The organism is Serratia sp. CY33525 (assembly GCF_052169115.1).
In the GTDB taxonomy this organism is placed as follows: domain Bacteria; phylum Pseudomonadota; class Gammaproteobacteria; order Enterobacterales; family Enterobacteriaceae; genus Serratia; species Serratia sarumanii.
This window is the reverse complement of sequence record NZ_JBJNLK010000008.1, coordinates 201,262-214,191: the sequence shown is the minus strand read 5'-3', so window position 1 is coordinate 214,191 and position 12,930 is coordinate 201,262. Positions and strand designations below refer to the sequence as shown.

Genomic DNA, 12,930 nt, shown 5'->3' with positions numbered 1-12,930 from the left:
GCCTCAGGCCTTGTAAAAAGGCCTATCCCCCAGAATGGTCGCGCGGTGCATGATGCGCCGCTGCGGCAGATAATCCGCGTTGGCGTAGTGCTGCGTCACGCGGTTATCCCAGATCGCCACGTCATTTTCCTGCCAGCGCCAGCGCACCTGAAATTCCGGTTTGGTGATGTGAGCAAACAGGAAGTTCAGCAAAGCGTCGCTCTCTTTCGGCGCCAGATCGACGATCCGCGTGGTAAACCCTTCATTGACGAACAGCGCCTGCCGGCCGCTGACCGGGTGGGTGCGCACCACCGGATGCAGCAGCGGCGGGTTTTTCTGCACCGCCTGTTGCCAGCGCTGATGCTCCTCTACACTGCCGCGATGTTTGTGTTCCGGGAACGACTTGGTGAAGTCATGCTCCGCACGCAGCCCCGCCAACAGCGTTCTGAACGGTGCCGACAGCGCCTCGTAGGCCGCGATGCCACTGGCCCACAGCGTATCGCCGCCGGTGGAAGGCAAGGTCTTGGCCGCCAGGATCGCCCCCAGCGGCGGGTTGTCGATAAAGGTCACGTCGGTGTGCCAGTTATCGTTGTCCGGCGGGTTGTCGTCGTGGGTATCGAGCACGATGATCTCTTCCACGTCGGTGGCGTGCGGATAGACCGGATGGATATGCAGATCGCCGAAGCGGCCGGCCAGATCGCGCTGCTGCAGCGGGGTGATCGGCTGATTGCGGAAGAACAGCACCTGATGCTTCAGCAAGGCGTGATAAAGCTGCTCAAACTGGCCGTCGCCCAGTGGCCGGGCCAACTCGACGTTTTCCACCAGCGCCCCGATGTAAGGCCCCAGCGGGGTGATATTCAGACGTTCGTTCATTGCTGTACTCCATGCCACGGGGTCAATCGGCGCTGCAGGGCACGCAGCCCCAGCTCCAGCCCAAATGCAATCACCGCAATCACGCCGATGCCGGCCAACACCACGTCGGTCGCCAGAAACTCACCGGCGGATTGCACCATAAATCCCAGGCCGCGCGTGGCGGCGATCAGTTCGGCGGCCACCAGCGTCGACCAGCCGACGCCCAGCCCGATGCGAATACCGGTCAGGATCTCCGGCAGCGCGCTCGGCAGCACCACGAAACGCAGCACCTGCCAACGCGTGGCGCCCAACGCCCGGGCGGCACGCACCCTCACCTGCGCCACGCTGCGCACGCCGGCCACGGCAGACAGCGTCACCGGCGCGAAGATCGCCAGATAAATCAGTAAGATCTTTGAGGTTTCGCCGATGCCGAACCAAATCACCATCAGCGGCAGATAGGCCAGCGGCGGCACCGGGCGATAGATTTCAATCAGCGGATCGAGAATGCCGCGCACCGTGTCGTTCAGCCCCATGGCGATGCCCACCGGGATGCCGACGATCACCGCCGCCAACAGCGCTACCAGAATGCGCCCCAGGCTGGCCGCCAGGTGTTGCCACAGCGTGGCGTCCATAAAGCCTTGCGGGCTGGCGATGGTGATCAGCTGGTGCAGCACCTGCTGCGGCGCCGGCAAAAACAGCGGGCTGATCAGCTGCAGCGCCGTCACGCCCCACCAGACGATCAACACCGTCAACAGCGTGGCGCCGCTCAGCCAAACGTTGCGCGGCACGCTGAAACGGCGCGCCGCTTTGCCCTGCGGCTGCGCCGCGGCCTTCAGAGTGGAATGCAGGCTCATAGCATGGCCTCGCGCTGTTGGAAAACTTTGCCCAGCACGTATTCGCGCTGCGCGATAAATTCAGGATCGGACTTGATGGCGCGGCAGGCTTCGCCGTCGGCATAGCGTTGGCCGAAGTTCAGCGACAGCCGCTCCACCACCTGCCCCGGCCCCGGCGACAGCAGCAACAGCTCGCTGGCGAGGAACACCGCCTCTTCGATATCGTGGGTGATCAGCAGCACCTGTTTGCCGGTATCACGCCAAATGGTCAGCAACAGCTCCTGCATCTGCTCGCGGGTGAACGCGTCCAGGGCGCCGAACGGCTCGTCCAACAACAGCAGTCGCGGATCGGCGGCCAGGGCGCGGGCGATGCCGACGCGTTGGCGCATGCCGCCGGAAAGCTGCCAGATAAAGTGCTGTTCATAGCCCGCCAACCCCACGCGCTGCAGCATCTGCTCCGCCACCTGGCGGCGCTGCGCCTTGCCGACGCCGGCCAGCTGCAGGCCGAACTCGACGTTGTCCACCACGTTGCGCCACGGCAGTAAACCCTCATGCTGGAACACCACGCCCCGTTCTGCGCTCGGGCCGCGAACGGGCGTTCCATCCAGCGTGATGCTGCCAGCTGAAGGCTCGATAAACCCGGCGATCAAATTCAGCAGCGTGGTCTTGCCGCAGCCCGACGGGCCGAGCACCACCACCAGTTGCCCGGCGGCGATCTGGAACGACACGTCACGCAGCGCGGGCCGCCCCTGATACTCTGCTGAAAGATGATTGACGTTTAGCATCCTGCTTCCTTACGACTGCGGCGCAGCCTGCACCTGTTTCACAAAACGGTCGGTCACGTAAGCGCTGTAGTCGCTGTCGACCTGCGGGATCTTGCCCTGCTGCTTGAGGAATTCGGCGGTATCGCGGATCGCCTTGTCCACCGGCTGGCCGAGCTGGGCAACCTGATCCGCCACCGGCAGATAACGGTTTCCCTTCACCAGCTCCGGCACCTGCGCTTCCGGCACCCCGCTTAGGCGCGCCAGCGTGCTGAGGTTGCTCGGATCTTTCAGCCACTGCTCCGGCGCCGCCAGGTAGGCCTTTTGCGCCTGCAGGGCGCTGGCGGCAAAGGCGGTCACCACGTCGGGATGTTTCTCGGCAAAGTCTTTGCGCACCACCCACACGTCCAGCGTCGGCGAGCCCCATTCGCCCACCTGCGCGGAGTCGGTCAATACCTTGCCCTGTTTGGCCAGTTCGTTGACCACCGGCGCCCAGACGTAAGCACCGTCGATGTCGCCGCGCTGCCAGGCGGCGGCGATGGCCGGCGGCTGCAGATTGAGGATCTTCACCTGCTCAGGCTTGATGCCCCAATGTTTGAGCGAGGCCAGCAGGCTGTAATGGGTGGTGGAGATAAACGGCACCGCAATGCGCTTGCCGATCAGATCCTGCGGGCTTTTGATGTCATTCTTCACCACCAGCGCTTCGGAGCTACCGAGCTGCGAGGCGATGAGGAACACTTCGATAGGGAGTTTCTGGCTGGCGGCCACCGCCAGCGGGCTGGAGCCGATATTGCCGATCTGCACGTCGCCGGAGGCCAGCGCACGCAGCACGCTGGAGCCGCTGTCGAACTTACGCCAGTCGACGGTCGCGCCGGATCGTTTGGCGAAGCTGTTTTCCGCCTGCGCCACCTTGGCCGGCTCCGCCGACGTCTGGTACGCCACGGTCACGTCCACCGCGTAGGCGCTGGCTGCGCTGAGCGCCAGCGCCAACAGCGCCGCGTTGCGTAAGGAAAAGAGTTTGCCCGCCATGTTCCGCTCCGTTGATAAAAATCTGTTCAGTTGCTGACAGTTTTATCTGAGCGGTGACGGGCGATAAAAGAATAAAAAAGTCTTCTTTATTACCCTGCGTAATATAAACGCGGATTACAGCGCGATCGTCCCGTGCAGGAACACGTGAGCATAGCCGCCGAGCAGCGTACGATCCCCTTGCAGTTCGCAGAACAGTTCGCCGCCGCGTGCCGAGACCTGCTGCGCCTGCAGCCGATGGCGGCCGAGACGCGCCGTCCAGTAAGGCATCAGCGTGCAGTGCGCGGAGCCGGTAACCGGATCTTCACCGCCGTCGAGCGTGAAATAGCGCGAAACGAAGTCCACGGTGTCACCGGGCGCGGTGACGATCACCGCACGCCCGGCCAGCGCGATCAGCGCCGGAATGTCCGGCCGCAGCGCGCGCACCTGCGCCTCGTTTTCCAGCACCACCATCAGCGCTTTCGCCTGCCACACCTCCTGCGGCTGCACGCCCAGCAGCGCCGCGAGGCCCGCCGGCTCAGCCACCTTCTGCGGCGGCCGAGCGGGGAAGTCGAGCACCAGCCGTTCCCCGTCCTGCGCATCGCGCTTGACGAACAGCTCGCCGCCGGCCGAGCGGAAGCGAATATCCTGCAGCGCCGGGTTAACCACGCTGAACATCACATGCGCCGCCGCCAGGGTGCCGTGGCCGCAGAGATCGACCTCGCGCTGCGGGGTAAACCAGCGGATGGCGGTCATGTCGCCGTCATCCCAGACAAAGCTGGTTTCCGGCAGGCCGATCTCGTTGGCGATCGCCTGCAGGCGCGCCGCCGGCAGCGGCTGCGTCAGCAGGCACACCCCGGCCGGGTTGCCGCGCAGCCCTTCGCCGGTAAAGGCAACCACGTGATAATAATTTTCCGCCATCGTTCGCTCCTTAATGCCAGATCAGTAACACACAGGCTGCGGTCAACAACCCCATGGAAACGTTGAAGATAACCCAGGCCTTTTTGCTGCGTAGCAGGCGGCCGATCAGGGTGCCGAACGCCAGCCAGATAATGCCGGCGACGATGTTGACCACCAAAATGCCCAACGCGATCGCCGCAATGGACCCGTTGTACTTATCGCCCGCCAGGCTGAAGCTGGCCACCGCCCCCAGCGCCATCAGCCAGGCTTTCGGATTGAGGAACTGCAGCAGCCAGCCCTGATACAGCCGCACCGGCTGCGGCGGCGCCACGTCGGTTTCCAGTTTTTCATAGGCGGCGGTGGCGACTTTCCATGCCAGCCACAGCAGGTACAAACTGCCGAGGATTTTCATGATCAGGTGCAGTGACGGGTAGACCAAGATCAGGCTGCCGACGCCGAAGGCCACCAGCAGCAAAATGCTTTGCATGCCGAGCATGATGCCGATCATCAGCCACAGCGAACGCATAAAGCCGAAGTTGGCGCCGGAAGTGGTCAGCAGCAGGTTATTGGGGCCGGGCGTGATGGCGGCGACCCACAGGAAGCCCAGCATCGAAAGGAATAAACTCGGTTCCATGGCACGGGTGCTCCTCACCCAAGGCGCTTTTTTGCAGTATCATTGTTAATTCTTGGTATTGAAGCTAACAGTGCGCTAGGGATCTCACAATAGCCGCCCACAACATTTTACTCAGCCTATGCCTAACACCTTTCGCCCTCTGACCGGGGCCAGTAACCCGCACCTGCAAACGCTGTTGCCGCGGCTGGTGCGCCGCCGCGTATTATTGAAACCGCATTGGCAGCGGCTGGAATTGCCCGACGGCGATTTCGTCGATCTCGCCTGGAGCGAGGATCCGGCGCAGGCGCGCGACAAACCGCGCGCGGTGCTGTTCCACGGCCTGGAGGGCAGCTTCTACAGCCCCTACGCGCATGGCCTGCTCAACGCCTGGCGCGAGCGCGGCTGGCTCGGCGTGGTGATGCACTTTCGCGGCTGCAGCGGCGTGCCCAATCGCAAGCAGCGCATCTACCACTCCGGTGAAACCGAAGACGCGCGCTTCTTCCTGCGCTGGCTGCGCGACCGCTACGGCGAGGTGCCGACCGCGGCGGTCGGCGTTTCGCTCGGCGGCAACATGCTGGCCTGCTACCTGGCGCAGCAAGGCGCCGACAGCCTGCTGCAGGCGGCGGTGGTGGTCTCGGCGCCGCTGATGCTGGAGCCCTGCGCCTACCGCATGGAGCAAGGCTTTTCCCGCGTTTATCAGCGCTACCTGCTGGGGCAGCTGAAACAAAACGCCACCCGCAAGCTGTTGCACTACCCGGACACCCTGCCGCTCAAGCTGTCCCAACTGAACGGTCTGCGGCGCATCCGCGAATTCGACGACGCCATCACCTCGCGCATTCACGGCTTCAGTGACGCCACCGACTATTATCGCCGCTGCAGCGCCCTGCCGCTGTTGCCGGCTGTCCAAACGCCGCTGCTGATCATCCATGCGAAGGACGATCCCTTCATGACCCCTGAGGTGATCCCCGACGTCGCCGGCCTGCCGCGCAATATCGAATATCAGCTGACCGAGTTCGGCGGCCACGTCGGCTTCGTCGGCGGCACGCTGAAAAAACCATACATGTGGCTGGAGCATCGCATTCCGGCCTGGCTTTCCCCTTATCTGGACATCCCGACGTGATCATTCCCTGGCAAGAACTGGCAACCGACACCCTCAACAGCCTGATCGAATCTTTTGTACTGCGCGAAGGCACCGATTACGGCGAGCACGAACGCTCGCTGGAACAGAAGGTGGAGGACGTGCGCCGCCAGCTGAAAAACGGCGAAGTGGTGCTGGTGTGGTCGGAACTGCACGAGAGCGTCAACATCATGCCGCGCGGCCAGTTCCGCGCCGGGCAGGAAGAAATTTAGTGGCGCTCGGTTCTATGACTGACGGAAAAAATCAGGTAACAATGGGGCATTGCAAACCAGCGCGCGCCATTTTTTCCCGAGATAGAGAGCGTCAACAAGAGCCACAATAATCCCCTGACGCCGGCGCATTCAACACGGAGTGACAACCACCATGTCTGCCAAACATCCCGTTATCGCGGTGACCGGTTCCAGCGGCGCCGGCACCACCACCACCAGCGTGGCGTTCCGCAAAATATTCCAACAGCTCAACATCCGCGCCGCCGAGCTGGAGGGCGACAGCTTCCACCGCTACACCCGGCCGGAAATGGACGCGGCGATCCGCAAGGCGCGCGATCTGGGCAGACACATCAGCTATTTCGGCCCCGAGGCCAACGACTTCGGCCTGCTGCAGCAGAGCTTCATCGACTACGGCAAGAACGGCACCGGGCGCTCGCGCAAGTATCTGCACACCTACGACGAAGCGGTGCCCTACAATCAGGTGCCGGGCACCTTCACCCCGTGGGAACCGCTGCCGGCGCCGACCGACGTGCTGTTTTACGAGGGGCTGCACGGCGGCGTGGTCACCGAGCACCATGACGTGGCCAAGCACGTCGACCTGCTGGTCGGCGTGGTGCCGATCGTCAACCTGGAGTGGATCCAGAAACTGATCCGCGATACCGGCGAGCGCGGCCACTCCCGCGAAGCGGTAATGGATTCGGTGGTGCGTTCGATGGAAGACTACATCAACTACATCACGCCGCAGTTCTCGCGCACCCACATCAACTTCCAGCGCGTGCCGACGGTGGACACCTCCAACCCGTTCGCCGCCAAGGCGATTCCCTCACTGGACGAAAGCTTCGTGGTGATCCACTTCCGCGGGCTGGATCAAATTGACTTCCCCTATTTGCTGGCGATGCTGCAGGGCTCGTTTATCTCGCACATCAATACGTTAGTGGTGCCGGGCGGCAAGATGGGGCTGGCGATGGAACTGATCATGGCGCCGCTGGTGCAGCGGTTGCTGGAAGGCAAGAAGATCGAATAAACGCGTTGAGCGCGGCGCCGGGCCGCGCTCCGCCTCGATTACGCCGCTTGGCGGATCTCGAAGCTGTGGGTCACCGTGGCGGCCTTGTTGAGCATCAGCGCCACCGAGCAATATTTCTCCGCCGACAGGTTCACCGCACGCTCGACGATCTTGTCGGTCAGGTCCTGGCCGGTAACGATGAAATGCAGGTTGATATGGGTGAACAACCGCGGAGCTTCTTCGCGGCGCTCGGAGGTCAGCTTCACCTCGCAGTCGCGCACGTCGTTGCGCCCTTTTTGCAGGATGGACACCACGTCGATCGCGCTGCAGCCGCCCACCGACATCAGCACCATCTCCATCGGGCTGGGTGCTTTATCGCCGGCGTTGCCGTCCATCAGCACCTGGTGGCCGGAGGCCGATTCCCCCAAAAACGTTAACCCTTCCACCCATTTAACTCTTGCCTGCATTCTGGTCACTCCGGTTGATTTCTTAAAATCAGAGTACGCTTTCGCATAGAAACAGGCAACGTAACCTGATGCTAATCATGCTGAAGCGAGACAACACGAGACACCCGCCTTACTCTGTGCTACAAACAGAGCCGCAATAAATCTTTCCGGGACACTGAATTTCAGGGAAACGCCCAGAGAAAGGCTCCTTTACCGGTATGTTAACAGAATGTAGCTTGCAGCGCTTACGGCAAGTTAATATGCTAGAGCGACAGCGTATTTTTATGACACGCCTCAAAACTTGCCGGTAGCCCTCGCTCATGACTGCGGCTACAGGCGGGTTTTACAGGGAACTCTGACCCCTGTGACACAAGGCAGCGATAACAACAGAGGATAACAGCGAATGGTTCTCGGCAAACCGCAAACAGACCCTACTCTCGAATGGTTCCTGTCTCATTGCCATATCCACAAATATCCATCGAAGAGTACGCTGATTCACCAAGGTGAAAAGGCCGAAACGCTTTACTACATCGTGAAAGGCTCCGTCGCGGTGCTGATCAAGGATGAAGAAGGTAAAGAGATGATCCTGTCCTACCTCAACCAGGGGGATTTCATCGGCGAGCTCGGATTGTTCGAAGAAGGCCAGGAGCGCAGCGCCTGGGTTCGCGCGAAAACCGCCTGTGAAGTGGCCGAAATTTCCTACAAGAAATTCCGCCAGCTGATCCAGGTGAACCCGGACATCCTGATGCGTCTGTCCGCCCAAATGGCGAGCCGCCTGCAGGTCACCTCCGAAAAAGTGGGCAACCTCGCCTTCCTGGACGTTACCGGCCGCATCGCGCAAACCCTGCTGAATCTGGCGAAGCAACCCGACGCCATGACTCACCCGGACGGCATGCAGATCAAGATCACCCGCCAGGAGATCGGCCAGATCGTCGGCTGCTCGCGCGAAACCGTTGGCCGTATTCTGAAAATGCTGGAAGATCAAAACCTGATTTCCGCCCACGGCAAAACCATTGTCGTCTACGGCACCCGTTAATCCCTGAAGAAACGGCGCAATCTGCGCCGTTTTTTTATCTGCTCTCTGCCATGTGGCGCCGCCTGATCTACCACCCGGAAATCAACTACGCACTGCGACAAACGCTGGTGTTGTGCCTGCCGGTGCTGTTCGGCCTGCTGATAGGCCAGCTGCAGCTCGGCCTGATGTTCTCTCTGGTGCCCGCCTGCTGCAATATCGCCGGTCTGGACACGCCGCATAAGCGCTTCTTTAAACGGCTGGTGGTTGGCGGCTCGCTGTTCGCCTTCAGCAGCGTGCTGCTGCAACAGGCACTGCTGTGGCACGTGCCGCTGCCGGCGCTGATGCTGGGCCTGGCGCTGCTGCTCGGCGTCACCGGTGAAATCAGCCCGCTGCACGCCCGGCTGTTGCCGGCGGCGCTGGTGGCCGCCATCTTCGCCCTCAGCACGGCCGGCACAGTACCCATCTGGCAGGCGCCGCTGCTATACGCCATCGGCACCGTCTGGTACGGCTTATTCACCTGGTTCTGGTTTAAGCTGTGGAAAGAGCAGCCGATGCGCGAGACGCTGAGCCAGCTCTACCTGGAACTGGCCGACTATTTCGAAGCCAAATACTCGCTGCTGACCCAGCACACCGATCCGCAAACCGCGCTGCCGCCGCTGCTGGTGCGCCAGCAAAAGGTGATGGATCTGATCAGCCTGTTGTACCAACAGCTTAATTTCCTGCCGCACGCCAACAACCTCGAGCAAAAGCGCCTGCAGCGCGCCTTTCAGGTGGCGATGGATCTGCAGGAGCACATCACCGTCAGCCTGCATCTGCCGGAGGAGGTGCAAAAACTGGTGGAGCAGAGCCAGGCCGAAGCGATCATTCGCCGCAACGCTCAGGTGATCGCCGGCCGGCTGCGCGTAGTGGCGCACGATATTCTCTATCATCAACATTCGAAGCGCTTCTCCATGGCCCACGAGCTGGCGGCGCTGGAAAAAATGGCGGCGCAGCATCCCGATAACCCGGTCGGCCAGTTTTGTTATTACCACTTCAGCCGCATCGCCCGCCTGCTGCGCACCCAGCATCCGCTATACCGCCGCGACCTGATGCCCGGCCAGCACCGCCTGCCGTTTTGGCCGGCGCTGGCCAGCTATCTGTCGTTCAAGTCCACCGCCCTGCGCAACGCCGCGCGGCTGGGCGTGACGCTGGCGGTCGGCAGCAGCCTGGGTGCGGTGTTCAATCTGCCGAAGCCTTACTGGATCCTGCTCACCATCATGCTGGTGAGCCAAAACGGGTATAACGCCACCCGGGTGCGTATTCAGCACCGTGCGCTGGGCACGATTGCCGGGCTTTTGCTGGCGGCCGGGCTGCTGCAGCTGCAGTTGCCGGAAGGCGAAACGCTGAGCATCATGTTGGTGATCACGCTGCTGGCCTACCTGGTTTCGCGCAAGAACTACGGGCTGTCGGTGATTGGCTTTACGGTCACGGCGGTTTACACCCTGCAGCTGCTGGCGCTGAACGGCTCGCATTTTCTGGTGCCGCGCCTGATCGATACGCTGATCGGCTGCGTGTTGGCGTTCGGCGGCACCATTTGGCTGTGGCCGCAGTGGCAAAGCGGGCTGCTGCGCAAGAATGCCCATCAGGCGCTGGAGCAAGATCAAACCGCGCTGCGGTTGATGCTGGAACAGCCGGAACCGGACGCCACCGCGTTGGCCTATACCCGCATGCAGGTCAACCAGGCGCACAATGCGCTATTCACCTCGCTCAATCAGGCGATGCAGGAGCCGGGGTTCGCGTCGGACTATCTGGCGGACATGCGGCTGTGGGTCACGCATAGCCAGTTCATCGTCGAGCACCTGAACGCCATGACCATTCTGGCGCGCGAACACTACATGCTGACGCCAAAACTGGCGGAAGCGTATCTGCAGGCCTGTGAAATCGCGCTGCAAAGCTGCCAACAGCGGTTGGAATACGACGGCCCGAGCAGCGGCAACAGCGGCATCATGCAGCCGCCGGATCTGCATCCGGAGATGCCCGTTACCGAGATGGAGCGCCATCTGCGGCGCATTCTGTCGCACCTGAGCGTGATGCACACCATTTCTTCGCTGGCCTGGCGCCAGCGCCCGCACCACGGTATTTGGCTCAAGCGCAAACTGCGCGATCAATAAGGGCGCGGCATGCCGCGCCCCGTTATATGCCGCGCGGGCGTCAGGCGTTGATCACATCCTGCACCGCCAGCTCGAACAGCGCCATGCCGGCCTCGATATCCTGCAGCTCCACCACCAGTGACGGCGCGAAACGAATCACGTTCGGCCCGGCGTTGAGGATCATCAACCCGCGCGCGGCGGCGGCGGTGAGGAAGTCGCGCGCTCTGCCGTGATAATGCGGCGTCAGCTCGGCGCCAATCAGCAACCCCATGCCGCGAATCGCGGTGAAAATACCGTATTTATCGCCGATATGCTGCAAAGCCTGCACATACAGCGCATGACGCTGCTCGATGCCGCTCAGCACCTCCGGCGTATTGATCACGTCCAGCGCCGCCTCCGCCACCGCGCAGGCCAGCGGGTTGCCGCCATAGGTGGTGCCGTGGGTGCCCACCTGCATCACCGACGCGATCTCTTCGGTAGTCAGCATGGCGCTGACCGGGAAACCGCCGCCCAGCGCCTTGGCGGTGGTGAGAATATCCGGCGTCACGCCATAATGCATATAGGCGAACAGTTTGCCGCTGCGCCCCATGCCGCTTTGCACTTCGTCGAACACCAGCAGCGCCTGATGTTGGTCGCACAGCTCGCGCACGCCTTTGAGGAAGCCGGCATCGACCGGCGTAATGCCGCCCTCGCCCTGAATCGGTTCCATCACCACCGCGCAGGTGTGGTCGTCCATCACCGCCTTCACCGCCGCCAAGTCGTTGAACGGCACGTGCACGATGTCGGCCGGCTTCGGCCCGAACCCGTCGGAATATTTGGCCTGCCCGCCCACCGACACGGTGAACAGCGTGCGGCCGTGGAACGCGTTATAGAAGGCGATGATTTTGGTTTTGTAAGGGCTGTGGCGGGTGATGGCGTAATGACGCGCCAGTTTGAACGCCGCCTCGTTGGCCTCTGCGCCGGAGTTGGCGAAGAACACCCGATCGGCGAAGGTGGCGTCGATCAGTTTGCTCGCCAGGCGCAGCGCCGGTTCATTGGTGAAAACGTTGCTGGTATGCCACAGGGTTTCGCCCTGGCGTTTGAGCGCCTCGACCAGCGCCGGATGGCAGTGCCCCAGCGCCGTCACCGCGATGCCGCCGGAAAAATCGATGTACTCTTTTCCCTGTTGATCCCAGACCCGGCTGCCTTGGCCGCGCACCGGCACAAACTGGGCAGGTGCATAAACAGGCAGGATCACTTGGTCAAAGGTGCTGCGGCTCACTGCGGATTTTTCAGTCATTTTCGGCTCCACCCTGAAGGTTTTTCAGCGCTATCGTAATGTCAGATTGAAAACATAATCACGAAATATGCATAAAAAACCAATCGAGCGCAAACGCAAAACGCCTGGCGGGCAAAAAAACGCATCGGGATTAACGCTGGAGGAAATTATCCAGCAGCTGATGGCCCTGCTCGCTGAGCACGCTTTCCGGATGGAACTGCACGCCTTCCAGCGCCAAAGTGCGGTGGCGGATGCCCATGATCTCGTCGCGCACGCCGTCGCGTTCGCTCCAGGCGGTCACTTCAAAACAGTCCGGCAGCGTATCGGCCTTCAGCACCAGCGAGTGGTAGCGGGTCACGGTCAGCGGATCGCTCAGGCCGCGAAACACGCCGACGCCCAGGTGACGAATCGCCGAGGTTTTGCCGTGCATCACCGCGCGGGCGCGCACCACCTCGGCGCCGAACGCCTGCCCCAGCGCCTGGTGCCCCAGGCACACGCCGAGGATCGGCAGTTTGCCGGCGAAATGACGAATGGCGGCCAGCGAGATACCCGCTTCGTTCGGGGTGCAGGGGCCAGGGGAAATCACCAGATGCTGCGGCGCCAGCCGCTCGATATCGGCCAGCTGCAGCTCATCGTTGCGCTTCACCAGCACCTCGGCGCCCAATTCGCAGAAGTACTGGTAAAGGTTATAGGTAAAGGAGTCGTAGTTATCGATCAGCAGCAGCATGTTAGGTCCGGCAGAGAAAAATGCCGCCACAGTGTACTGATTTAACCCGCCGCTGCCGACGA

Annotated in this window: 14 protein-coding genes; 5 read left to right on the top strand and 9 right to left on the bottom strand. The window is 62.0% G+C overall.

The features are described from left to right. Positions 1-3 precede the first annotated feature (3 nt). The 6 genes from tauD to ACJ8IM_RS19300 all read right to left on the bottom strand — a co-directional run bounded on the left by tauD (position 4) and on the right by ACJ8IM_RS19300 (position 4,964). Complete coding sequence (gene tauD / locus ACJ8IM_RS19325; protein WP_033654872.1) at positions 4-852, bottom strand: taurine dioxygenase; 849 nt, start codon at positions 850-852, stop codon at positions 4-6. After that, the gene (tauC, locus tag ACJ8IM_RS19320; RefSeq protein ID WP_033631937.1) at positions 849-1,685 is read right to left on the bottom strand and encodes a taurine ABC transporter permease TauC; all 837 of its coding nucleotides are present in this window, start codon (positions 1,683-1,685) and stop codon (positions 849-851) included. The genes tauD and tauC overlap by 4 nt, the downstream gene beginning before the upstream one ends. After that, the gene (gene tauB / locus ACJ8IM_RS19315; protein WP_033654871.1) at positions 1,682-2,449 is read right to left on the bottom strand and encodes a taurine ABC transporter ATP-binding subunit; all 768 of its coding nucleotides are present in this window, start codon (positions 2,447-2,449) and stop codon (positions 1,682-1,684) included. The genes tauC and tauB overlap by 4 nt, the downstream gene beginning before the upstream one ends. 9 nt (positions 2,450-2,458) lie before the next feature. After that, positions 2,459-3,454, bottom strand: coding sequence for a taurine ABC transporter substrate-binding protein (tauA, locus tag ACJ8IM_RS19310; RefSeq protein WP_033654870.1), 996 nt, complete (start codon positions 3,452-3,454; stop codon positions 2,459-2,461). Between the two features lie 114 nt (positions 3,455-3,568). Continuing rightward, positions 3,569-4,351, bottom strand: a complete 783-nt coding sequence (locus tag ACJ8IM_RS19305) for a PhzF family phenazine biosynthesis protein (protein ID WP_033654869.1) — start codon at positions 4,349-4,351, stop codon at positions 3,569-3,571. A gap of 10 nt (positions 4,352-4,361) precedes the next feature. Next, positions 4,362-4,964: a LysE family translocator gene (locus ACJ8IM_RS19300; protein WP_033654868.1), complete on the bottom strand. Its 603-nt coding sequence runs from the start codon at positions 4,962-4,964 to the stop codon at positions 4,362-4,364. Positions 4,965-5,082: 118 nt separating this feature from the next. Between ACJ8IM_RS19300 and ACJ8IM_RS19295 the strand changes: the two genes are divergently transcribed. The 3 genes from ACJ8IM_RS19295 to ACJ8IM_RS19285 all read left to right on the top strand — a co-directional run bounded on the left by ACJ8IM_RS19295 (position 5,083) and on the right by ACJ8IM_RS19285 (position 7,314). Continuing rightward, positions 5,083-6,063, top strand: coding sequence for a hydrolase (locus ACJ8IM_RS19295; protein WP_033649307.1), 981 nt, complete (start codon positions 5,083-5,085; stop codon positions 6,061-6,063). Then, entirely contained in the window at positions 6,060-6,293 is a 234-nt protein-coding gene (locus tag ACJ8IM_RS19290; RefSeq protein ID WP_004930376.1) for a YheU family protein, read from the top strand. Before ACJ8IM_RS19295 ends, ACJ8IM_RS19290 begins: the two co-directional genes overlap by 4 nt. A 151-nt stretch (positions 6,294-6,444) precedes the next feature. After that, positions 6,445-7,314 carry a phosphoribulokinase gene (locus tag ACJ8IM_RS19285; protein WP_004930374.1) on the top strand — a complete coding sequence of 290 codons (870 nt, stop codon included), beginning with the start codon at positions 6,445-6,447 and terminating at the stop codon, positions 7,312-7,314. Positions 7,315-7,352: 38 nt separating this feature from the next. Here ACJ8IM_RS19285 and ACJ8IM_RS19280 read toward each other — a convergent pair whose 3' ends face one another. Beyond that, entirely contained in the window at positions 7,353-7,760 is a 408-nt protein-coding gene (locus ACJ8IM_RS19280; RefSeq protein WP_033654867.1) for an OsmC family protein, read from the bottom strand. A 382-nt stretch (positions 7,761-8,142) separates the two neighbouring features. Here ACJ8IM_RS19280 and crp point away from each other — a divergent pair, with 382 nt between their 5' ends. Both crp and ACJ8IM_RS19270 read left to right on the top strand, forming a co-directional pair. After that, a complete protein-coding gene (gene crp / locus ACJ8IM_RS19275) occupies positions 8,143-8,775 on the top strand; it encodes a cAMP-activated global transcriptional regulator CRP (RefSeq protein ID WP_004090925.1) in 633 nt (210 codons plus the stop codon). A 50-nt stretch (positions 8,776-8,825) separates the two neighbouring features. Then, the gene (locus ACJ8IM_RS19270; protein WP_033654866.1) at positions 8,826-10,904 is read left to right on the top strand and encodes a YccS/YhfK family putative transporter; all 2,079 of its coding nucleotides are present in this window, start codon (positions 8,826-8,828) and stop codon (positions 10,902-10,904) included. Between the two features lie 40 nt (positions 10,905-10,944). Here the strand turns inward: ACJ8IM_RS19270 and argD are convergent, their stop codons facing one another. Both argD and ACJ8IM_RS19260 read right to left on the bottom strand, forming a co-directional pair. After that, positions 10,945-12,162 carry a bifunctional acetylornithine/succinyldiaminopimelate transaminase gene (gene argD, locus ACJ8IM_RS19265; protein WP_033654865.1) on the bottom strand — a complete coding sequence of 406 codons (1,218 nt, stop codon included), beginning with the start codon at positions 12,160-12,162 and terminating at the stop codon, positions 10,945-10,947. Positions 12,163-12,292: 130 nt separating this feature from the next. Further along, complete coding sequence (locus tag ACJ8IM_RS19260) at positions 12,293-12,868, bottom strand: aminodeoxychorismate synthase component II (RefSeq protein ID WP_033654864.1); 576 nt, start codon at positions 12,866-12,868, stop codon at positions 12,293-12,295. Positions 12,869-12,930: the final 62 nt, after the last annotated feature.